General features: G+C 62.5%; 9 protein-coding genes. 7 read left to right on the top strand and 2 right to left on the bottom strand.

The genetic code is table 11. The features are described 5' to 3' along the window. Positions 1 to 162: 162 nt before the first annotated feature. From ACK4TM_RS04355 to ACK4TM_RS04335, 5 genes are all read left to right on the top strand, one after another. Positions 163 to 1794 (top strand): peptide ABC transporter substrate-binding protein, encoded by a 1632-nt coding sequence (locus ACK4TM_RS04355; protein ID WP_409697289.1) that lies wholly within the window; start codon positions 163 to 165, stop codon positions 1792 to 1794. A 75-nt stretch (positions 1795 to 1869) separates the two neighbouring features. Further along, positions 1870 to 2793 (top strand): oligopeptide ABC transporter permease OppB, encoded by a 924-nt coding sequence (gene oppB, locus ACK4TM_RS04350; protein WP_409697364.1) that lies wholly within the window; start codon positions 1870 to 1872, stop codon positions 2791 to 2793. Between the two features lie 13 nt (positions 2794 to 2806). Further along, positions 2807 to 3733 carry an ABC transporter permease subunit gene (locus tag ACK4TM_RS04345; RefSeq protein ID WP_409697287.1) on the top strand — a complete coding sequence of 309 codons (927 nt, stop codon included), beginning with the start codon at positions 2807 to 2809 and terminating at the stop codon, positions 3731 to 3733. Position 3734: 1 nt separating this feature from the next. Then, positions 3735 to 4703 carry an oligopeptide/dipeptide ABC transporter ATP-binding protein gene (locus ACK4TM_RS04340; RefSeq protein WP_409697284.1) on the top strand — a complete coding sequence of 323 codons (969 nt, stop codon included), beginning with the start codon at positions 3735 to 3737 and terminating at the stop codon, positions 4701 to 4703. After that, entirely contained in the window at positions 4703 to 5719 is a 1017-nt protein-coding gene (locus ACK4TM_RS04335) for an oligopeptide/dipeptide ABC transporter ATP-binding protein (RefSeq protein WP_409697361.1), read from the top strand. The genes ACK4TM_RS04340 and ACK4TM_RS04335 overlap by 1 nt, the downstream gene beginning before the upstream one ends. Positions 5720 to 5806: 87 nt before the next feature. Here ACK4TM_RS04335 and ACK4TM_RS04330 read toward each other — a convergent pair whose 3' ends face one another. Further along, positions 5807 to 6238: a GFA family protein gene (locus tag ACK4TM_RS04330; protein ID WP_409697281.1), complete on the bottom strand. Its 432-nt coding sequence runs from the start codon at positions 6236 to 6238 to the stop codon at positions 5807 to 5809. Between the two features lie 192 nt (positions 6239 to 6430). Here ACK4TM_RS04330 and ACK4TM_RS04325 point away from each other — a divergent pair, with 192 nt between their 5' ends. Then, positions 6431 to 6892: a hypothetical protein gene (locus tag ACK4TM_RS04325; protein WP_409697278.1), complete on the top strand. Its 462-nt coding sequence runs from the start codon at positions 6431 to 6433 to the stop codon at positions 6890 to 6892. 171 nt (positions 6893 to 7063) lie between these two features. Continuing rightward, a complete protein-coding gene (locus tag ACK4TM_RS04320; protein ID WP_409697275.1) occupies positions 7064 to 9469 on the top strand; it encodes an OmpA family protein in 2406 nt (801 codons plus the stop codon). A gap of 115 nt (positions 9470 to 9584) precedes the next feature. Here the strand turns inward: ACK4TM_RS04320 and ACK4TM_RS04315 are convergent, their stop codons facing one another. After that, on the bottom strand, positions 9585 to 23813 hold the full coding sequence (locus ACK4TM_RS04315) for a hypothetical protein (RefSeq protein ID WP_409697272.1): 14229 nt from the start codon (positions 23811 to 23813) through the stop codon (positions 9585 to 9587). Positions 23814 to 23858: the final 45 nt, after the last annotated feature.

Raw genomic sequence — 23858 nt, 5'->3', positions numbered from 1 at the left:
ATCCCGGATGCAGCGCAGATGACGCTAGGGTAGCTTTCGCTGACGCTTGTCATTTCTATCTAAGCGTGTGAAAAATTGCCATGCGCGGATTTTACCGCGGCTCAACTGATCTGCGCACAGCGCTTGATGGCTTTGTCCGCAGAGGCAAACAGGGAGATTCCCATGAAACTCAGAACTATTCTTAAAGCAGGCAGCGCAATGGTCCTGCTGTCGGCTGTCGCGGCGAACGCGCAGGCGACTCACCCGCAAACCGGCGAAGCGCTGGCAGAGGTGCAGACCTTCACCTATCGCGTGCTGGATGAACATTCCTCTGTCGATCCGCAGGTAGTCGAAGACACCTATGGGTCCGACATCGTGCGCGACCTGTTCGAAGGTCTGATGAATCAGGATGCGAGCGGCGAACTGACCCCCGGCGTGGCTACCGGATATGAGGTATCCGACGACGGGCTGACCTATACTTTCACGCTGCGCGACAATGCGCGCTGGTCCAACGGCGACCCGGTGCTGGCCAGCGATTTCGTCTATGCATGGAAACGTGCCGTCGATCCGGCGCTGGCATCTGAATACGCATGGTTCATGGAACTGATGTCGATCAACAACGCCGCCGAGATCATCGCAGGCGAGATGGACATGGAAGAACTGGGCGTTGCCGCCCCTGACGATCAGACCTTTGTCGTCACCCTGTCGCAGCCCCTGCCCTATTTCGCGCAGATGACGACGCATTCCACCACTTTCCCCGTGCATCCCGCCACGGTGGAAGAATTCGGCGATGCATGGACGCGCCCTGAAAACATCGTGTCCAACGGCGCCTATATGCTGCGCGAACATGTCCCGCAGGAACGTCTAGTGCGCGTGCGCAACGAAAACTATTGGGACAATGAAAACACCATCATCGATGAAGTCACATCCTTGGTGATCAATGACGTGAACCAGGGCCTGACCCGTTATCTGGCCGGCGAGCTTGACCGGACAGAGACACCCCCCGGTCAGTTCCAGCGTCTTTCGGCGGAATATCCTGATCAGGCGATCAGCATCCCGCGGCTGTGTTCATATTATTACAACTTCAACCTGTCCGACGGTGGCCCTGAAGCCTTGCAGGATGTGCGCGTCCGTCAGGCGATGAACCTTGCAGTGAACCGCGATGTCATCGTCGACAACGTGCTGGGTGCGGGCCAGACGGCGGCCTATAACTTTACCCCTGTCAAGACCGCCGGGTTTGAATTGCCCGACCTGCCCATCGCGGACATGACGCAGGAAGAACGCAACGCCATGGCAGTCGACCTGATGAATGAGGCAGGTTACGGCATCGGCGGTGAGCCGCTAAGCATCGAATTGCTTTACAACACTGACGAGGCGCACCGGAACATCGCCGTCGCCCTCGGCCAGATGTGGCAGCAGACGCTGGGCATTCAGACCACGCTTTCCAATCAGGAATGGCAGACCTTTCTGCAGACCCGCGGCAACCAAAGCTTTGAAATGGCGCGTGGCGCATGGTGTGGCGATTATAACGAAGCCTCGACCTTCCTTGATCTGGTCACCACCAATTCCGGCTATAACGATGCGAAATATTCCAACGCCGAAGTAGATCAGCTGATGACCGACGCCAAAACGGCAGAGGACCCGCAGCCGAATTACACCCGCGTGGAACAGATCATCGCCGAAGAGGTGCCGATCATCCCGATCTACCATTACGCCGATGGGTATATGTTCTCTGACGATCTGCGCGGCTGGCCCGTGGATAACGTGGAACAGAACTGGTATAGCCGCCAGCTTTACAAAGTCGCGGCAGAGTAAACCTGCGTCATCGCCAAAGCCTGTACTCCGTTCGCGGGGTGCAGGTGTTCTATGAATTTGAAGACAGGGACTGCCATGTTCAACTTCGTGCTGAAACGGCTTGCGATTGCTGTGCCCACGATCCTTATCCTGATCGTGTTGTCGTTCATGCTGATGTTCGCAGCCCCCGGTGGCCCGTTCACCAGCGAACGCCCGCTGCCGCCACAGGTGCTTGCCAATATCGAGGCGCGCTATGGGTTGGATCAGCCCTATTGGAAACAGATGTATGATTACGTGGTGAACGTGGTCACGCGGTTCGATTTCGGCCCCTCGTTCCAGTACCGCGACCGGACGGTGAACGATGTGATCCGTCAGGGCTTTCCCGTGACGTTGACCTATGGGTTCTGGTCGTTCCTTGTTGCTGTGATCGTCGGTGTCTCGCTGGGCGTGGTGGCGGCGATCAAACACAACAGTTGGGCCGATTATCTGGCTGTTGGCGTCACGGTGGGCGCGCAGGTCCTGCCGAATTTCGTCATGGCACCTATTCTGGTGCTGGTCTTTACCTTGTGGCTGGGCTGGTTGCCGGGCGGCGGCTGGCAAGGCGGACAATGGCAATATCTGGTGCTGCCGGTGATCGCGCTGTCGACCAGTTACATGGCATCCATCGCGCGGATCATGCGGTCTTCGATGCTGGAAGTGCTGAATGCCGGTTTCATCAGGACCGCCCATGCCAAGGGTCTGCCGATGTGGCGGATCATCCTGCGCCATGCGTTGAAACCCGCGATGCTGCCGGTGCTGTCCTATCTGGGGCCCGCCTTCGTGCTGATGATCACCGGGTCGGTTGTCATTGACGTTTATTTCTCGACGGGCGGGATCGGGCAGTTCTTTGTCAATTCGGCCTTCAGCCGGGATTATGCGGTCATCATGGGGATCACCATTCTGGTGGGTGTCCTGACCATTGGCTTTAACCTTTTGGTGGATGTGCTTTATGCATGGATCGACCCCAAGATCCGTTACTGAGGGGGGCCGCGTCATGTATCCCGACAAAACCACCGCCGACAATCTGGTCGGCTCCGCCCATCTGGCCGAGGTACGGGGCCGCTCGCTCTGGACCGATGCGCGCCGCAGGTTCATGCGCAACAAGGCCGCCGTGGCCGGGATGATCGTGCTGTTCCTGATCACGCTGTTTGCGTTCTTCGGCGGTTATCTTGCCCAATGGTCCACGCAGGAAATCGACTGGCCGATGATGGGACGTGTCGCACAAGACGGCGGGCCAAGCTTTGCCAACGGCCATTATTTCGGCGTCGATGAATTGGGTCGCGATCTATATGCCCGCACCGTGCAGGGCACGCGGATTTCCTTGCTGGTCGGTTTCGTCGGTGCCGGGATCGCGGTGATTGTCGGCACGCTTTATGGCGCGATTGCGGGGTATTTCGGGGGGCGTATCGACGGGATCATGATGCGCACCGTCGATATCTTGATGGCAATTCCTTTCATGTTCGTGCTGATCCTGATGCTGGTGATTTTCGGGCGGTCGATCCTGATGCTGTTCATCGGGATCGGGCTGATTTCCTGGCTGGATATGTCGCGCATCGCGCGCGGCCAGACCCTGACGCTGAAAAACAAGGAATTCGTCGAGGCCGCGGTCGCCACCGGCGTGCGCCCATTGACCATCATCCTGCGCCATATCGTGCCGAACCTGCTGGGCCTTGTGACGGTCTATGCCACCTTGCTGGTGCCAAGCATGATCATCACTGAAAGTTTCATCAGCTTTCTGGGTCTTGGCGTACAGGAACCGGCGACATCGCTAGGTGCGCTGATTTCGGCGGGTGCCGGGCAGATGCAATACGGCGTGATCTGGCAACTGGCCTTTCCGTTGTTTTTCTTCATCCTGACGCTTTTTGCGTTCTTCTTTGTGGGTGACGGGCTGCGCGACGCGCTCGACCCAAAGGACCGCTAGTATGACATTGTTGCAGACCAAAGACCTGACCGTGACGTTCCAGACCGCTGATGGGCCGGTCAATGCGGTGAACGGGGTAAACTTCAGCATCGACACTGGCGAGACGCTCGCCATCGTCGGCGAAAGCGGATCGGGCAAAAGCCAGACCGCCTTTGCCATCATGGGCCTGCTTGCGCGCAATGGTAAGGCCAGCGGGCAGGCCCTGTTCGACGGGCAGGATTTGCTGAGCATGTCCACCAAGGACCTGAACAAGATCCGCGCGCGTGAAATCGCCATGATCTTTCAGGACCCAATGACATCGCTGAACCCCTATATCCGCATTTCCGACCAGATGGCCGAGGTGCTGACCCTGCACAAGGGCGTGTCCAAACGCGAGGCGATTGCCCAATCGGTCCGCATGCTGGATGCCGTGCGCATCCCCGATGCCAAGGCGAGGATCAGCAGCTATCCGCATGAATTCTCCGGCGGCATGCGTCAGCGGATCATGATCGCGATGGCACTGTTGTGCGAACCCCGCCTGCTGATCGCGGATGAACCGACCACGGCGCTTGACGTCACGGTGCAGGCGCAGATCATGCAGGTGCTGGCCGATATCCGGCGCGATTTCGGCACGGCGATCATCCTGATTACCCATGATCTGGGGATCGTGGCCGATGCCTGTGATCGGACATTGGTGCTTTACGGTGGTCAGATCATGGAAGACGGGCCCACCGACGATCTGTTCGCCCGCCCGTCGCACCCCTATACATCCGGCCTGCTGCGTGCGGTACCACGGCTTGACCGCGACGATGATGAATTGCTGACCATCGCGGGCGAACCGCCCGATATGTCGCGCTTGCCGGCGGGCTGTCCGTTTTCGCCCCGCTGCCCGGCAGTGATGCCACATTGCCCCAGCATCAAACCCGCATTGGAAGGGTTCGACGGCAACCGCCGCCGGTCCTGCCACCTGCCCCTCAGCGAGGTCGCATGATGGAACCGATCCTGTCCGTTCAGGACCTCAGCGTCACTTTCGACGTTCACCCGCAAGGTGCATGGCCCTGGACCAAGCCGCAGAAACTGCATGCCGTGAACGGGATCAGCTTTGATCTGGCCCCGGGCGAATGTCTGGGCGTCGTGGGCGAAAGCGGATCGGGCAAATCCACGCTCGCGCGCGCCGTTGTCGGCACCGTCCCGTCAAGCCATGGGCGCATCGTCTTTGAGGGCCATGATCTGGCGGCCATGTCCACATCCGCGCGCCGCGTACATCGCAAAGATGTGCAGATGATCTTTCAAGACCCGCTGGCGGCGCTGAACCCGCGCATGACGGTGGGTGACATCATCGCCGAACCGCTGATCACCCATGAACCGCGCACACCGCGCAAAGAGGTCCGCAAACGGGTGCAGGCCTTGATGGAACGGGTCGGGCTGCTGCCCAATTTGGTGAACCGCTATCCGCATGAATTTTCCGGCGGCCAGTGCCAGCGGATCGGGATCGCGCGCGCGCTGATCGTGAAACCGAAACTGCTGATCTGCGATGAACCCGTGTCAGCGCTGGATGTGTCTGTGCAGGCGCAGGTTGTGAACCTTTTGCGCGCATTGCAGCGCGATATGGGGCTGTCGATGATCTTTATCGCCCATGATCTGAGCGTGGTGAAACATGTCTCTGACAGGGTGATGGTGATGTATCTGGGGCGCACGATGGAGCTGGCCGATGGCAAGATGCTGACGCGTGCGCCGCGCCATCCCTATAGCCAGGCGCTGATCGCCTCGGTGCCGATCCCAGACCCGGTGCTGGAACGCGCGCGCAAACGGCCGGTGCTGGAAGGCGAACTGCCCTCGCCCCTGCGGCCGCCATCGGGCTGCGTGTTCCGCACCCGCTGCCCCAAGGCACAGCCGGTCTGTGCCGATATTCGCCCGCCGCTGATCGACGCAGGTGAAGGCCACAAGGTCGCCTGCCTGTTCGAGGAACCGGAACTGATGCTGCATGTCACAGAGGAAAGCGTCTGACCCCGAAGGCGGTCTTCTGGTCACCCCTTCAGCCGGGGAGCTGATGAAACGCGTCACAAGGCGGAAGGTCTACGCCTGACTGCCGTGTCAATCTGTATGCGGGTGCGATGCCTCATATTCCGCCGCAGTCTTTCGCGCGTGATCACCTTTCAAACGAACCGACGTCATGGCCTTGTCGGTATAGATCTCGGATCGCAGCGGCCAGTCATGCGCGGCGTCGAACAAACCTGGCATCAGATCATAGTCTTCCGCCGGATCACCGGTATTGCGCATCCACAGATGCGATCCGCAGGTGCCGCAAAAGGCGCGTTCTGCAAAGGGGGTCGATTGAAAACGCTTTACTGGTCCTGTCACACTCACCGCATCGGCGGCGGCGGTGAATGCAAGGAAAACCCCGCCTGACCAGCGTTGGCACATGCGGCAATGGCAGACACCCGGTTGCGCGTCATGTTTTCCATCAATGGTGATCGTGACCTCGCCGCAAAGGCAGCGGCCCGAAATCCTCGTCGCGTTTTGCATGACTCAGTCCTCTTTCAGGGGTGCAAACATAGTCCGTCGGTGACGGAGAGTGATGCGATAACAAGAACCGGGACAAGAGAGTTCCGGCAAGCGGGTTTCAACAACCCTGATCCGTTCTTTACCCGGCAAGCTTGCCACCAGATGAGAAACCTTTAGGTTTTAACCAGATATGTGGTTCTGGAGGCGTGAAAGATGATGAAATACCTGATTGCTATCGGCGTTCTGGTTGTCGGGGTAGCCGCTTACTTTGTCTTCGCGCCCGCCACCACGCCACCCGCACCGGTGCCGGAACCGGTTGCTACCGCCCCGTCAGAGCCCGAACCTGTCGCCGCGCCCGCAGCGCCCGACGACGACACGCGCCTTGCACAGATGGCCGCCGATACCCGTGAAAACCTGCCCTCTGCGCTGACCGACAATGTGACCTGGACGGATGCGCTGTTTCTGCCGCGGATGCGGATCATGGAATATAGCTATGTCGCCACCGGTGCCGACGATCTGCGGGATATGATCGCAACGCGCGCCGAGACGATCTGCCGGGACGGACGAGAAATGTTCGCTCTGGGCACGACCCTGCGCAACAGCGTGGAAAACAGCGAAGGCGTCCTGATCGACCGGGTCTATCTGCTGCCCGAAGATTGCCAGCGGTTTTACTGAATGTATCCATGATCGCCGTGACCGTTGGCACGAAATCGACCAAGTCCGGGATCGTTTTTGGATATCAAGCGCTATCTGCCTAGATTGAAATCGCGCTGGCAGTCTGCCGGTCGCTACGATGTCAAAGGGCCGTTCGCTTTCGTATCGGTCTGAAAAACAAAGGAAGAAAAGATGCCTCTTGCACCGCTCAAGACCACGACGGCCCTTGTTGCCAGCCTTTCCCTGATGCTGCCACATTCCTTGCTCGTGACCACCGCCATGGCACAAGAGGCCACGCTTTTGTGCCTGGACGAAAGCGAGCCCCCCTGCCCCGAGGGAGAACCCGAAGACGGGTCGACCCCGCTTGCCCGCGCCGAATTCGCCGCCATGACGGCGCGGACGCTAGCAGAGCAAGCCGAGCAGACGGCCCAGCAGTTGCAAGAGGACGCCGCCGCCGCAGAGGCGGGAGGCGACCCTGACGCGGCAGAAACCGCCCGCGCCGCCGCTACCGAAGCGCAAGCCGAGGCCGAAACCCTGCGCGCCGAAGCCGAGGCACTGACAGAGATTGCTGAAGGGCTGGCAGAGGAGGCGGAGATCGCAGCGGAAGCCGAGGCTGCGGAGGCTGAAGCACTGGCGGCAGCGGAAGCGGCTGAAGCCGAGGCACTGGCCGAAGCAGAGGCGGAAGCCGAGGCACTGGCCGCAGCAGAGGCGGAAGCCGCTGAAGCCGAAGCACTGGCCGCAGCAGAGGCGGAAGCCGCTGAAGCCGAGGCACTTGCCGAAGCAGAGGCGGAAGCCGCTGAAGCCGAAGCACTGGCCGCAGCAGAAGCGGAAGCCGCTGAAGCCGAGGCACTAGCCGCAGCAGAAGCAGAAGCCGCTGAGGCCGAGGCACTTGCCGAAGCAGAGGCGGAAGCCGCTGAAGCCGAGGCACTAGCCGCAGCAGAAGCGGAAGCCGCTGAAGCCGAGGCACTCGCCGCAGCAGAAGCAGAAGCCGCAGAGGCCGAGGCACTGGCCGCAGCAGAAGCAGAAGCCGCAGAGGCCGAGGCACTGGCCGCAGCAGAAGCGGAAGCCGCTGAAGCCGAGGCACTCGCCGCAGCAGAAGCGGAAGCCGCTGAAGCCGAAGAACTGGCCGAAGCACTGGCCGAAGCTGAAGCGGAAGCCGCTGAAGCCGAGGCACTCGCCGCAGCAGAAGCAGAAGCCGCAGAGGCCGAGGCATTGGCCGAAGCAGAGGCGGAAGCGGAAGCCGTTGAAGCTGAGGCACTAGCAGAGGCCGAAGCAGAAGCCGCTGAAGCCGAGGCACTAGCCGCAGCAGAAGCGGAAGCCGCAGAGGCCGAGGCACTGGCCGAAGCAGAGGCGGAAGCCGAGGCATTGGCAGAAGCAGAGGCCGAAGCGGAAGCCGCTGAAGCTGAGGCGCTAGCAGAAGCAGAAGCGGAAGCCGCTGAGGCCGAGGCGCTAGCAGAAGCGGAAGCCGCAGAAGCCGAGGCACTGGCCGCAGACGCAGAGAGCGATGAACTGGCACTGATCGACCCGACCGTGGAAGAGGATGACGCGGCGCCAGCGGCGGCGACGTCAGAGCAGGAAGCCGCGCCAGAGGATGTGGTGGAAGAAACGCTGGACGCGGACTCCGTCCGGACAAGCGATCAGGATTTCCTGACTGCCATCGGCACAGCGGCGGCCACGGCCTCTGACCAGAATGACCGGAGTGGCCGGAGCAATTTTGAAACGGCGATCCTGCTTGGTCTGGGTGCCGTCGTCGTCGGGTCTGTGCTGCGCAATGGCGACCGTGTTGTTGCGAATACCGGCGACCGCGTGGTCGTCGAAGGGTCGCGCGGGCTGACCGTGTACAAGGATGACGATGCCCTTTTGCGTCAGCCAGGGGCGACGATGCGTACTGAAACCTTTGATGACGGGTCGTCGCGCACAACGCTTGACCGCGCCGACGGATCACAGGTCGTGACGATCCGTGATGGACGCGGGCGGGTCCTGCGCCGGGCCGCTGTCTATCCCGATGGCACGCAATATGAATTGTTCGATAACCTGCAACCCGCCCCCGCCGTCGACGTGCGGGAATTGCAGCAAACCCGCCCGGTCGCGCGCAGCCTGTCTTTTGCCGAAAGCGATCTTTCCGCCCTGCGCACGGCGCTGCGCGAAGACACCCCCGTCGATCTCGGCCGGGCCTTCAGCCTGCGCCAGATCCGTGAAATCGAACAGGTGCGCAGCCTTGTTCCAGCGATCGATCTGGACACGGTGACATTCGCGACCGGCTCTGCCGCGATCCCGGCGGCGCAGGCACGCAGCCTTGTGCGGGTCGGCATCCTGATCGAAGAGATGCTGATGGAGAATCCGCGGGAAGTGTTCCTGATCGAAGGCCACACCGATGCCATTGGCAGCGAAAGCAACAACCTTGCCCTGTCGGACCGGCGCGCCGAATCCGTGGCCCTTGCCCTGACCGAGAATTTTCGCATTCCACCGGAAAACCTGATCGTCCAAGGCTATGGCGAGGCATTTCTGAAAGTGCCGACACAGGCCGCCGAAGAACGCAACCGCCGCGCGACAGTGCGCCGGATCACGCCATTGCTGCAACAGGTTGCCGCGAACTAAGCGTGAAATTATAGGAACCTCTCGAACGGGTCGCCGCGCAAAGGCGGCGGCCCATCATGCCGTCAGGCATTTCTGCCGATGCGTCTGCCAAAGCTGAGGCGCCGCGCCTTCCCCATCACAGCGAGGCGCGCAGATGCTCGATCAGCGCGGTGTCCATCGCGGCAGGATCGGGGGCATCGTCACCCTCGGTCTCTTCGCCTTCGATCAGCTCTTCTTCTTCCTCCTCCTCGGCCAGCAGGATTTCCAGCGCGCCTGCGACGGAGTCGAGCACGCCGCCGCGCGCTGTGCCGCGGATAAAGCTGCCGCCCAGAATTTCGGTTTCGACACCGACATCGGGCGTGTAGCCCTGCCCGCCATCAAGGCTGACCCCGGCCAGCTTGCGGTTCAGCACAAGCACATCCTGCGTGGTCAGGATGAGCTGATCGCGGATGGTAAAGCCGATCTTGCCCTCATCTGTGGCAAAAACCTGTGCATCGGCTTCGGTATCAAGGAAACGGAAATTGGTATGGGCATAAAGGTCAAAGGTCCGCTGGCGGAAGTAGACGTCGCCGTCGATCCGGTTGTTGGTGCCAACAAAGAATGGTCCGGCATGGATCACCTCGCCGGTGCCGATCATGCTGTCTTGCAGCAAAAGCGTGCCGGTGCTGGCGAACAGCCGGTTGGCGACAAGATCGAACATATCGTTATACAGTGCATCCGCTGATCCGACGCTGAACGGCATCACCGGATCGGCAAAGGCATAGCCTTCGCCATCGCCGATGACCCGCAGATAGACCTGCGACACGAAACCGCCATCCGGGTTGGTCATGTTCACCGCCAGATCGCTGGCAGGGTCGATATCGTAAAGCCGTCCGGCGATATTATCGGCATAGAGCGAGGCCGTCTGACGGATATTGGCCAGTCCCAGATCGATCCGCCCGCCGCTGCGATAGGCGGTGATATCCAGCACCCGTGGCGCTTGGGCCGTTGCGGTGCCATAGAAACCGGGGCGGACCAGCGCAAGGTTGGTTTCATCCGCGATATCTATCGTCGCCCGCCCGATCAACGCGACCTTCACATCGGCAGCGCGCAGGGTGATCGTACCGACCGCCCCCAGCAGACCGGTGGTAAAGCTGCCGTCGACCACGTCGATGAGCAGATCGCCGGTTTGCCCGCCATTGCCCGCCAGCACGAATTGCGACAACAGATCGCCCGACATTTCACGATAGCGGATGTCCGTGTCGGACAGCAGCCGCAGGTCATTGCCATCCATGACGTCGCCCTGGAAGTAATCCTGCGTTTCGCCCGTGATCTCGCCGCCGAAGCTGAACAAGGACACGATATCGCCCTGCAGTGTCGCGTTATCGGACCGGATATCGCCCAAGGCCGAAAGCACGACATGCGATTGACCGCTGCGCAGGGACCGCGCATTGCGCACGACCATTTCGTCCTCGACGAAGATATCGACATTGCCCGTCTCGGCCAACGCCTGTTCCACGGTCATCCGGCCCCGGTCGTTGATATGCAAGTCGCCATCGGTGACGATGATATCAAGCCGGTCGATATCCGTTTCCAGCCCCACCGGCCCCACGGGTGCCAATGCCCCAAGACGCAGCACCGACAGGCCACCGGTGTTTGCCGCATCGATGTTCAGCCCGGTGCCCGCAACCTTGCGCAGCGTGCCGTCCACATTGAGGCGCAGCGCGTCGTCACTGGCATTGGTCGTCCGGATCAAGGCGAGATCGAAATCGCCGCCCACGTCGATTGCCAATGTGGCCGTGCCGGATGCGATGTAGCTGTCCGCGCTCTGGCGAAGGTCCTGTGCGACGCTGATCGCGATGTCGCCACTGTCGGTTGTCACGGATGACGCACCCGCCTGTGCCATATCGCCGCCGACATCAAGGCTGATCGCGCCCGTTTCCGAGCCGATCCGCGATGCCTGCGATTGGGCAAGGGCCCCGCCGATGGTCAGGGTGATATCGCCTGATACGGTGGCGGTCTGCGACCCGTCGCGTTGGGTCAAATCGCCGCCGATAGCGGCAAGGATCGTGCCGCTGTTGCTGATGATGCTGGATGCATCCGCTTGTGTCAGTGCCGCGGTTACTTTGAGCGTGATATCGCCCGAAGTGGTAACGATCCGTGCGTTCTGCGCCTGTGACAGCGCACCGCCGATTGTGGCGCTGATCGCGCCGCTGCCGGACAGAATGCCGGATGCGCTGTTCTGGACCAGATCACCGACCAGACCGACCGTGATATCGCCACCGTTTGAGGCAACATCCGCACGCGCCAGAAGGCTGGTGAGGTCAAGCCGCATATCGCCGCCTGCGGTCATGATCCCCAACCCATCGGACAGGCCGGTGCCGAAGTTCAGCGCATCGCCCGCCGCAAGCAGCCGCACGGCGGCGTCAGTGCTGCGCAGATCAAGCTGGCCCGCGCCGCCGATGGTGACATGGTCGATATCCACCGCGCGGTCGCGCAGAAGGATGGTCGCGTCGCCATCTGTCGTCCGGGCGCGGAACAACGCTGTTTCCACTTCGATCCGCGACAGGTTGCCGATATCCTGGCCTGCCTCCAATGTGGTTTCGGCGGCGATGATCGTCCCGTCGGTGATGCTGCCACCTGCGGCAAGCCGGGTGCGCGATTGCGATGTCGCCTGCCCCAGCGATATGTCACCGCTGGCGTTGATATCGGTCTGCGACGCGGCGTCCGTGGTCTGGTCGACGAAAGCGATGCGGATCGAATCCTCTTCCTCCAGCCAGAGCGCGGTTGGGCCATCCCCCCATCCGGTGAAGGACAATTGCACCAGCGCGGTGGTCAGACGGTCCAGATCGCCGGAGCCTGTGCCGCCGCCGCTGAACAGGTCCAGCGTGCCGCCAGTGATATTGCGCCCCGTGGTGCCAGCACGCAGAATGCCGGTCTGGGTTTCCAGCCGCAGCGTGGACAGCAGACCGAAGGTCAGCGTGTCATTGCCATAAAGTGTGACGCCCTTGCGCGCCTCGATCCGGCCACCAAAGGCCAGTTCGGCGCGCGCAAGGCTGAATTCGCTGACCACATCGAGATAGATCGCGCCGGTCCGCGTCGTCAGGGTGATGCGGCCATCTTCTTCATCGGTCAATTCGATGCCAAGCATGTTGTCATCTTCACCGATGCTGCCGGCATCCAGCGCGATATCGCGCGCAACGATCCGTGGCAGGGCCGATCCGACATTATCGATGATCGCGCCTTTGGCGGTCACGGATGCGGTCAGCCCGGCGAAAAGCGCCTCGATCGGCAGATCGCCAAACGGGGCGGTGACAAAGATATTCTGCCCAGACCGCGCGTTCAGCGACCCGCCGGGCAGGATTTCAATGCTCAGCGGTTTGTCCTGCGTGCCGATGGAATGCTGGTTGCCCGATTCCAGAACAAGGATCGAGCCGCGCACCGCAGGCGCATCATCGCCCGACGCATCGGTCATGGCGCCATTGATCAGGATCTGCACGTCGCCCGTGCCATCCACCTGCCGGATCGCGGCGGCGGTTTCGGCGCCCACGAAAATCTCGCGCCCGTTGGCGACCACGGTCAGGCTGCCGATGGGCCGGCCCGCATCATCGAAACCGGCAAAGGCGAAATTTACATCCTCGCGCTGGACCACACGGATATTGCCGTCACTGTCCAGCCGCAGATTGCCGTCTTCATCGAACAGATCCAGACGGTCGGCAGCCCCCAGCACCAAAAGATCGGCGGCGGTCAGCGTAGCGCCCGGATTGATGATGTAATCGGGCGTCAGTTCACCCACTGATCCGCTGGCGCGCAGGACGATGTTGTTGTTGGCGATGATGTTAGGATTCTCGACGCGCGCGGTGGTGTCACCTGTGCGCCGGACAAGCCCCGCCGACAGGGTCTGCGTCAACTGGTCATTGGTCCAGCCTGCACCGTCGAAAATACCGGCAAATTCATCGGTCAGACCGATCAGCGCATCAGCATCGTCGCGCGTGGCACGGGCGTTCCATTCAGCATAAAGCGCTTGGCGGCTGGCGACATAGGCATCGACCATGTCAGCCGTGCTGGATTGTTCCAGCACCTGACGGGTCTGGCTGTCCAGCGTGAAATCGACGGCGGTGCCACCGGATTCTTGCCGGGCGATCCAGTAGTCGTCGAACATGCGCTCGCGCTGGGCGCGCAGGGCGGCAAGCTGTTCCGCCGCGCGGGCCTCCAGCCCGTCGCCGAACAGGCCCAGACCTTCGCCGTATAGCTGGGTCAGTTCCGCCTCGGTGCGGATGTCGCGGTCTTCGATATTGTTGCGGTCGGTGATGGACCCGTCCAGGGCGTGCAGATAGACTGATCCACCGCGCGAGCGGATTGTATCGACACCCAGATCGCCCGTGACTTCACGGATCGCGATATCGCGGGCGGCATCGGCGTTCAGGCGGCCACCAATCAGATCGGTGCGGACAGGCGCATTTTCGGCACCGATGGCACCGGTGATCGATTCAAGCCGGATATTGGCCCCCTGCACCAGACCGGCCCCCGGCAGATGCACCAGATCGCCACGGGCGATCAGATGGATATTGCCGGAACTGGCGGAACTTGCCCCGCCGGAGGACGGCGCTGTCGAAGTCGCGGACACCAGATTCATGTTGCCGCCGGTTTCGCGCACAAAGATGTTGTCGCGCGCGGTCAGCGTCAGCGTCGTATTAGCGAACTGGTTGACGTTGAACGCATCGCCGTTGCCCGTGATACTGCCACCGCCTGCTGTGATCGACAGATTGGCGGTGTTCAGCGCAACCTCGTTTGACTCAGTGCGCACAGACCCACCTGTCGATGCGACGACCGACTGGCCATAGGCGTTGATGACCGTATCGCTGAAAATCAGATCGCCCGCCGTGCGCAGGTTCAGCGCGCCGACATCGCTGCCGCCAAAGGCGATATCGATGGTCTTGCTGGCGTTCAGGCGATGTTCATAAAGCTGTTCGGTAGTCTGCACCCGTTCATAGGCGCGGTGAATCCAGCCAGAGCCGAGCTTCCACCAGCGGACCGAGTTATGCACCTCGCGCTTGGGCGTATTAGGGGCAAAGCTGTTCTGAACCTGCCGGCCGACAAAGGCGTAATCATAGGTCTGCCCTTCGAGGCTGGCCCCCAGATAGGGCAGCGACCCGAAGGTGGGCGCAGGCCCAAGCTGGGTACGTTCCACGGAACGGACGGTCGACACCGTCTCGACCCGTCGGCGCACGCCCCGGAAACCGATGACGACCAGTTCCTTTTCCAGCATGTTATAGGTGGTGACGATCTTTTCGCCGGTCAGCAGGATCAGATCGCGGCCCTGCGTCGGGTCATAGGTCGCGCTGCGACTGCCCGCGCCCAAGGTGGCAACCAGATTGGACGGTACGCGGCGCGTCGGACGTTCCCCGTCCGAGGCATTTTTGATGGATTCGTCGTCGAACAGAAAGACTTCACGCTCGGTCAGGTTGTTGTAGATCGTGACCTGGCCATCCAGGCGGCGGTATTCGGTGGTCAGGAAACGGTCGGCTGCAACGTTTTTCGACGTATCCGTGATCCGCACCACGCCTTCCACGCCACTGCCGGAACCGCCGGTGTCGATCCGCGTCAGCGCGATGGCAAGTTTCGTGTTGCTGTCCAGCGTGATTTCCCCGAACCCGTCCAGCGCCTCGATCCGGCCGTTGCCGGTGGACAGGATATTGCCCACCAAATCGACCTGACCGCCCTGCACGATCATCCGCGCAACCTCGATCCGATTGTCGTCATAGTTCCAATAGACCGGCACATCGCTGTCGATGAAGGCGCTACGGACCACATCGCCGTCATCGCCTTTGGCCGGATTATGGATCAGCACACGGCCCGTGCCGTTGGCCCCATAGCGTTCCACAATTTCATTCCACAGATCGCCATCAATGGTTTCATCGATCACGACGGAATAGGCACCGCGCCCTGCCTGGATCAGCCCGTTGATATTCAGCATATCGGCGCTGATAAACACGTTCTTACCGGCCCGGATACCGCCATCATTCTTGATCGCCGGCAGCGGCCGGTATTCGGTGAACACCTGTCCGGCGGCGGCATTGCGCACCCAGTTTTCATTCTGCCGCTGGACACTGTCAAAGAACAGCCCGTACTGGCCTTCCAATGTCACGACAAGCTGGCCCTCGGCACGGGCAACAGCCTGCGCTGCCGGGGTGCCGCCGACATTGGTGATGCCGGGGGTGTAGCCCTGAATGAAATTGCCGTTGGTGGCTTCCATCTTGATCGTCAGCGCGGCCACATCGGCGCGCACGTCGATATCACCTTCCTGTGTCGTCACCTCGACCGTGCCACGCAGGTTTTCAATGTCGCCGTTGAGGATGATCGTGCCCGCAGGACCTTCTGTATTAAATTCTGCCAATCCAGTGGATCGCACACGGACTAGCGGCCCTTCCTCTGCCAGACCAGCGATCAGGGCATAACTATGCTCGGCCGCCGACCCGCGCGCGGTCAGGTCACGGATTTCCGCGGCAGAATTCACATCGACGTCGTTCAGCGTCACCCGCCCGCCGGAGCGTGCCGGGATCGTCAGCCGGTCCACACGCACGAAGGCGGCAGAAGTGACCAGAATGTCGATGATCGCCTCTCCGGGGGCGCGCAGCGTGCCGGTCTCAGAGCCATGGACATAATCGGCGCGCATGAAGATGCTGCCGCCGGTGGCGCGGATCGCATCGACATCGATCAGCGTGACCCGCTGTCCGGCGGTCGCATTGACCTGCACCAGCAAACGGTCGCGTTCGGCAGTCCAGGCCGCGACGGCCGTCCTGCTGCTCTCATCTGTCCGGCTTCCCCATCCTGCGATAAAGGCATTTAATTCGTCGACCCGCTGTTGCAGATCACCCAAGACGCCGAAGTTTTCGATCACGCGCCAGCCGATATTTTCATATTCCCAGGCTTCATAGCCGTCGTATGCAGTATCGATCTCGTTCTGCTGGTTCAAAAGCAGGCGCTGGCTGTTGCGCGATCCGGCGCGGACATAGCCATTGACGATGATCCCGTTGTCACGGTTGTCGGTACTGGTGCCGCTTTTGATATCAAGTGCGACCGGCGCAGCACCGAAGATACCGCCGATGGCATTGGCGATGGCTGCGGCAACTTCGCGCCACAGATCCTTGCCCCGGCCATAGCCTGTCACGTCACGGGTACCGCCGATGGCATTGATGTAGATATCCTGCACCGCCTCGACCGATGCGCCCGCGCCGATGGTCACGCGCGATGTGGTATTGGCCAGTGCATCCGCCACAGGATCCGTGGGGATCGGGATGGCGGTTTTATTGAACAGACGGGTTTCGGCGCGCACATTCACGACCTGCGTCTGGCGCGCGATCTGACCTGCGCGCAATTCGATATCGCGCATCCCTTCGATCATGGCACCCGAGGCGATATTGATCAGGTTGTTGCCGTTATAGATCGCCTTGGTCGCGCCAGATGCAGCGCCGGCAAGGCCATAGGTATTGGCATCTACCTCGGCCAAGATGCCGATATTGGACCCACTGGACACCAGCAGCACACCTTCGGCCAGAATCCGGCTGTTGCCGATATTGACCGCTGTGTCATCGCGGCTGACCCGGATTTCGGATTCACCGCGCGGCAGTGCGATGGCACCGCCGGAATCCAGCAGAACGCGGTCCGTCAGGTCCAGATTGCTGGACGCTCCGATACGGAATTCCTCGGGTTCATTCAGCCGGTTGACCATGGTCTGGGTCAGCCGCGCGCCGTCATCGATGGTGGTATTGGTGCGGGCATCCAGCGTGACCACGGACCTGATTGCCACCGCATCCAGCGCGCCACCGCTGCCAGAGCGGATGTTGAAACCGTTATTGCCGCTGGCACGGGCGCGTTGCACGGATTGGTTGGTGCGCAGGTCAAGCTCGCCCGCGCGCAGGGCCACATTGCCACGCAGGCGCATATCGGCGGCAGTGACATAGGATGTCTGTTGCGACACGCCCGACACGCCGACCAACGTGGCGTTGATGTTGTTCATCTCAGATCGCAAGGTGCCGTCATGGCCCGTCGCCATATCCAGCTTGCCAGTGGCAACCAGCGATACCGCACCCGCCGTACCGATATCAGTCAATGATTTGGCCGCAACCCGCGATGTCCCGACAGAGGCGGACCCGGCGACAGCACCGCCGGACCCGGCGGTGGTCGTCAACGCAAAGCCCGCGCCAGAGACGTTGCGCAGCGACATTTCAGCCGCAAAGAAATCGCCTGACTTGATATCGGTAGTCACCGATGAGGTGCGCGCGCTGCTTGACCCGACCTCGGCCAGAACGACGCCGACCGCGATCAGCCCGCCGGTGACACCGCTGGCCGTCGCCGCGCCGCGCCCGCCGGATGAATTGGCGGCGACGGACAGCCGGTCCACCGCAAAGAACAGACCGGAATAAGTGGTCGCAATCGTGTAATCAAGGAAAGCCCGCGCCTGCGCGCCATTGCCGGCGATCACGCCGCCCGCAGCGGAAAACGCCGTGGCCGCCGCATTGTTGCGCCCGGATGCCGCGCGCAGCAGGGTCTGGATGTCGATATTGTTGCCGACGATCCCGCCATTGGTCACGCTGGTCGTCATCTCGGTTTCGGTCGTGGCCTCTGCGACAGAGGCACCGATGCTGACGCCGCCGGACACGACGACGCCATCGGCGCGGGCCGATGCCTCGGCCTCGCTGATGGATTGCAGGCTGATATTGCCCGCGGCCTGAAGTCCGGCATGGTCCAGCCGCAGATCAACCTGCCCCCGGTTCGTCGCGATGACGACCGTCGCATTGCCCGCCGCAAAGATACCGCCTGCGGCCCCGATCCCGCGGGCCTGCGTGCGCGTCGTGTCGCGCAGACTGGCGGTGATATTCGCCGCGCGGATATCGACCATCGCGGCGCTTGTGCCGGCCATGGTGATCGCGGCGCGACCCGTATTGCTGGCGGTGACGACGACAAGGCCGATCCCGGCCAGACCGCCGGCCACATTCAGCACCTGCGCGTCGATCACATCGGATCTTGTCGCCGACAGGGTGACGTTGCGCGCGGCATCGGTGGTATTCCCGACCAGGCGGGCACCCTCGGCAATAGTGATTTTCGATTCAGAACTGGTCTGGCCGACGGCGATCCCTGCGCCGATGGCGACGGCCCCAAGAGCCAGTGAATAGGACCGCATGCGCAGGCTTTCAGCATCCAATGGCCGCGTCTGCGTCTGCAACCGGATATCGCGGTCCGCCGCCAGAAGCGCGCGCGCGCCAATATCGACCGACGATGTCAGGCCGACATTGCCGACCAGCACACCTGCCGTAGCGCCGACGCCACCCGCGCCCAGCGATCCACCGATCTGGGACACGCTGACATTGCCCGTCGCCGTGGCCGAAAGATCGCGACCGGCGCGCAGCGTGCTGTCAGCATCGATACTGACACCGATATCATCGGGAACGGCGGCCTGACCGGTCACATTCACGTTCTGACGCGCCGCGACGATATCGCTGCGCACACCGGAACCGCCACCGCGGGCGGTCAGCGCCTCGATGGAATTGCTTTCGGACAGCTGGCGGTCTTCCGCGCTCAGTTCGGGGTCCTGATCGGCGGTGGTCTGATCGCCATCCAGATCCCTTTGCACTTCGGCCAGAAGACCGGCACGGGCGGTCTGCGCCTTTTGTTCATTGGCGCTGTCACCCAGAACGACGGCCTTGCCCATCTGCACCACAGAAAGCCCGACCGACAGGCCGACCGTGCCACCCACGGCACCGACGATGACCGTGCTGGCCAGACGCCGGTTCGCGGTTGCGTTGACCTTCATGTCGCGGCCCGCGAGCAGGACGGAATTATTGCCGACCGTAACGTTGGTCTTGCTGCTGAAAATCGCCAGGTCAAAGGCTGCACCGACACCGGCACCACCGCCAAGATCAATCGCCACAGCACCGCTGGCATTGCGCAGATCGACATCCTCGCGCGCGGAAAGACGCAGATCCCGGCCTGCGTTGATCCGCTGGTTGGGGTCAATCACCACTGCGGTTTCGGCCTGAACCAGATTGATGTTGATACTGGCCGCCAGCGCAAACCCTGAACTGATCGCGCCGCCGACGGCAGCCGCGACATTGTCCAGCGTGCTGCGCGCATCAAGGCTGATATCGCCGCCCGCATCGATCCGGGTCTGGTCGATATTGTCGCCGACGCCCGCATCGAGGACAGAGATCCGCGCGACGGAATCGAACTTGTTGACCTGAATAGCCGCTGCGGCAGCCGCCGCCCCAACAGCAATCGCGCCGGTGGCAGCGATGGTGCGGCTGATGACATCGGCATTGATCGCGACGGACCCGCCTTCGATCAGCGCACCGTCACCGGTGGCAAGCCTGCCAGCGCCGATATTGGCACCGCGCAGTGTGACAATCGCTTGCGACGACAGGATATTCACCCCGACGCTGCCGCCCACGCCGACGGCACCGCCAGCGGCACCGGCGGCAATCGACATCACCGATGTATCAGTCAGCGCGCTGATCTTCACCTGATCGGCGGCAGCGACCTGCCCACGGTCCACCACGACTTCGGCCAGTGAGGTGACCAGCGTCGTCCCAGATGCGGCACCCACGCCCCCCGCGCCGATCCCGACCGCCAGATTGAACTGCGACAGATCATTGCGCACCCGCGCCGACAGATAGCTGTCCTGCCCGGCATTGGGGATGATGATATCGCCATCCTCGTTCAGCCGCTGCGCGTTGATCGCGCCCGATCCGGCAAAGTTGCCATCGCCGATAAGCACCCTTGCGCTGTCTTCAGCGATGTTGAAACCGAATACGCCCGACACCCCGGCATACAGCCCGGCGCCGACATTTGCCGTCAGCACCTTGATGCTGGTGCCGGCATTCGCCTCGACCGCGACGCCGCGTATGGTGCCAAGCGCGGCGCTGGTCGCGGTGCTGTTGCCAAGTCCGGTGATCCGGGACCCGCCTGCCAAAGCGACCAGTACATCATTTGATGTCCGGTTGACCGACACTGACCCACCGATCCCGGCCGAGCCGCCGACCGCGATGCTGACATTGACGCTGGGCACGCCGCCGTCATTGGTTTCGGTCGCGCCGGTGGTGGTGGGATTGCCGTCTGCATCAACGCCGTCTGTTGTCTTGGCGCCGCCCAGCAGGCTGATCGTATTGGTGCCTTCGGCGCGGACCAATACCGTGCCATCCGTCAGGATATCGGCACCCAGCGTGCCTGTGCCCGCATCGTCGGGCAGATCTGCATCCGCCAGCGTGCCGTCAAAATCCACATCAAGACCGGTTGTATTACGCACCTGCACAGCGATGTTGTTGGTCGCGACATTGGTCACGACCGTCCCTGTCACCGAAACCGTTCCCGATGCCGCGCCGCCGATGGCATTGCCCGACAGGCTGGTGGCGCTGACCGCCTCAACCCGGACCCGGCCGTTCGCAACGATGCGGCTGGCGTCAAAGTCAGTCAGCACATTCATCGATGACACGTTGATCGCCGCGCCCAGACCGACCGCCACCGTGCCAGAGCCTGCAATGGCCCCGGCAAGGCTAAAAATCTGTGCATCGCCGGTCGCCCGCAGATCGACCTGATTGGCGCGGATATCGCTTTGGTACATCCGCGCGGTCATGCGCGCCTGATTGACGTTGACCGCAAAGCTGCCGCTGATCCCTACGGTGCCCGCCGCCCCGACGGACACGGCCAGACCATAGATCGCCAGATCCTGCCGGGCGGTGACAGCGACATTGCCCGGCGTCAGATCGACGGGTTCCGCGTCAGGCGCGATGTCATCCTGTTCCGCATCCGGGTCGGGCTGCGGCAGGGCGACAGTCGTATTGGCGCGCACGCGCACCATTTCCGATGTCGCGCTGTCCGCCATGACGTTCACGCCAACGGCTACGCCGATCCCAACATCACCTGCGGCACCGACTGCGCCTGCGAGGCTCTGGATCAGGCCGGTCTGGATGGCGCGCACGTTGACCTCACCGCCGTCGGCGGACAGGGTCGCGATCCCGTTGTCACCGTAGACACCGGCGCGCAGCGCGCGGTTCATCACATTGACCGTCACCGATCCCGCGATCCCCGCCGTACCGCCGACACCGGCGCTGGCGGCGGCGGTCTGGATCACACCGTCCTGCACGGCGGTCACGCTCAGATCTCCGGCCAGAGCGGTGTTGGCACCGCTGGGCAGATTGACCTCGGCGATGGTTTCGCCAAACAACAGGTTAACCGTGAAGGCAGCACCAACGCCGCCCGTGCCGCCGACGCCAAAGGCACCGGCAAGGCTGCGCAGATTGGCGCGGTCGCGGATCGCTGTCGCATTTTCGGCATCGACGGCGGTGCCGCCGACGGCCAGTTCCTGTGCATTCACAGCGATCGCACCGACGTCAAGTGTGCCTGCGCCCCGCACCGTCAGACCCGCATAGGTCAGATCCGCCTGATCCAGCGCAAAGCTGGGTGTGGCCGCTGCGTCGCTTGGGCGTTCCTGCGCCAGACGGTCGCGCAACAGCCCGGTTTCGCTGCCGACAAGGTTGAAGGCGTTGTCGCGTTCTTCGCCGGTTCTTGTCTGCGCGTCTGCAATAGGGTCTTTTTCGCCCTCGGACAGGCCTTCCATCTCGGGTGTCTCGGCCCGGCCTTGGGGCGCCTTGCCGATCATGGCAAAGACAAAGGATCCGGCCACGGCGGTATCACCGGATGCCCCGGCACTGGCTGCGATGGCATCGATACTGGCCTGATTGGTCGCAGTGATCGCCAGCGCCCCGCCGCGCACGGCGCGGTTGGTGGCCAGTTCCGCCGAAACCGTGTCATGGATCACTGCCACCGTGACCGCAGCACCGACTGCGCCACCGCCACCGCTAAGCGCGGCAGCACCCGCAAGCGCGCGGATTTGCGATGTCTTGAGAGCGGCGACATCGATCCGGCCCGCGCCGGCATCCAGCGCCACGTCATTGGCCGAAACCCGGGCGGAATTGCCGATATAGGCCACGACGACCGATCCGGCCAATGCGGTGTTGCCAGGCGTCGCGCCGACGCCGACGGACAGCGTGTCGATCCTGGCATCGTTCCGGGCGGTCAGGTCGATATCACCGTCTTGGGCAACCAGCCCGCCACGCGTGACGATAACAGCCGTATCATGGGCCAGCACATTGGCGGCGATCGCCGCGCCGATCCCGATGGTCCCGCCAAAGGCGGCACCCCCCGCAAGGCTGCGGATATCGGATTTGTCCTGCGCGTTCAGCACGATCCCGCCCGCTGAGACGAGCTGTGCATCCTTCGCGCGCACCATGGTTTCGCCGGTGGTGATATTGACCGTCACCGACCCCGATACCGCCACCTTGCCCGACGCGCCAAGGGCGACGGCGACGCTTTCGATCAGGCTCGTCGCGTTGGCGCGGGCGGTGATATCGCCCTGCAGCGTGATGATCTCCGACCGGTCCAGACTGGCCAGCGTCGTATTGCGGTCGATCACATTGGCCGTCACCGCGGCACCCACCGCATTGCGCCCGGCAAAGGCGGCGGCACCGCCAAGGCTGCGGATCGCGCGATCCGAATGGGCCAGAAGATCGACGGAAGCGGCATAATTGATCCGGCTGTCATCTATCCGCGCAACCGTACCGGCAAGGATCGCATTGCCCGACATGCCCAGACCGATGGCATTGTCCTGCCCGCCCGCACCAGCGGCGGCCAGCGTGCCGATCCGGCTGCGGCTGGTGGCGGTGACGGTCACGGCATCAAGGGTCGAAACGATCTGGAACGGCGGTGTTTCCTCATCGTCATCACCACCCGGCGCTGCCGGATCGGGTTCCAGCGCGGGCATCCCCTCGCGCTGCTGGACATCGGCAAAGACCAGACCGGCCTCGGTCTCGGCGGTAATCACATTGATGGTCAGCGCGCCACCGGCGGCTGTCTTGAACCCGCCAGCAATGGCACCGGCCAGCGACCAGATCACTGCATCTTCATCCGCGGTAATCGACAGTTTGTTGGTATTGACCGTGATCCGGTCATCGGCAGTTCCGAATATCCCGGCACGCGCCGCCGTCGAAACCGTGTTGACCGTCACCGAACCGGTCAGACCCGTCTTGCCGACACCTGCAGAGACTGCAAAACCGTATAGCGCAGCCCGCATCGCGGCGGAAATCGCGACATCATCGGCGGTCAGACGGCTGGTGCCGGTTACTGTGGCACCCACCGCGCGGTTGACGACATTGACAGAGACGCCCAGCCCCACGCCCGCCGCCCCTGCCTTGTCAAGATTGATGGCAACCGCACCGCCCGCGCCCACGATGGTCGCGTCATCGCTGGCGGTCAGGGTGATCCGGTCCGCAGCAAGCACGGCATCGGCGACCTGCACGACGGTCTGGCTGTCATTGCCGCCGACGCCTGTCACGACGTTGACCGCGACCGATCCGGCCAGCGCGATCTTGCCCTTGGA

Origin of the sequence: Yoonia sp. (genome assembly GCF_046292185.1) — a bacterium.
In the GTDB taxonomy this organism is placed as follows: domain Bacteria; phylum Pseudomonadota; class Alphaproteobacteria; order Rhodobacterales; family Rhodobacteraceae; genus Yoonia.
Note: the sequence above shows the minus strand (reverse complement) of the source record. Positions and strands in the feature narration are given on the sequence as shown.

Coding starts and splice junctions, on each gene's coding strand:
- oppB (WP_409697364.1), top strand. CDS start 1,870: ATGTTCAACTTCGTGCTGAAACGGCTTGCGATTGCTGTGCCCACGATC.
- ACK4TM_RS04330 (WP_409697281.1), bottom strand. CDS start 6,238: ATGCAAAACGCGACGAGGATTTCGGGCCGCTGCCTTTGCGGCGAGGTC.
- ACK4TM_RS04355 (WP_409697289.1), top strand. CDS start 163: ATGAAACTCAGAACTATTCTTAAAGCAGGCAGCGCAATGGTCCTGCTG.
- ACK4TM_RS04335 (WP_409697361.1), top strand. CDS start 4,703: ATGGAACCGATCCTGTCCGTTCAGGACCTCAGCGTCACTTTCGACGTT.
- ACK4TM_RS04325 (WP_409697278.1), top strand. CDS start 6,431: ATGATGAAATACCTGATTGCTATCGGCGTTCTGGTTGTCGGGGTAGCC.
- ACK4TM_RS04340 (WP_409697284.1), top strand. CDS start 3,735: ATGACATTGTTGCAGACCAAAGACCTGACCGTGACGTTCCAGACCGCT.
- ACK4TM_RS04345 (WP_409697287.1), top strand. CDS start 2,807: ATGTATCCCGACAAAACCACCGCCGACAATCTGGTCGGCTCCGCCCAT.
- ACK4TM_RS04320 (WP_409697275.1), top strand. CDS start 7,064: ATGCCTCTTGCACCGCTCAAGACCACGACGGCCCTTGTTGCCAGCCTT.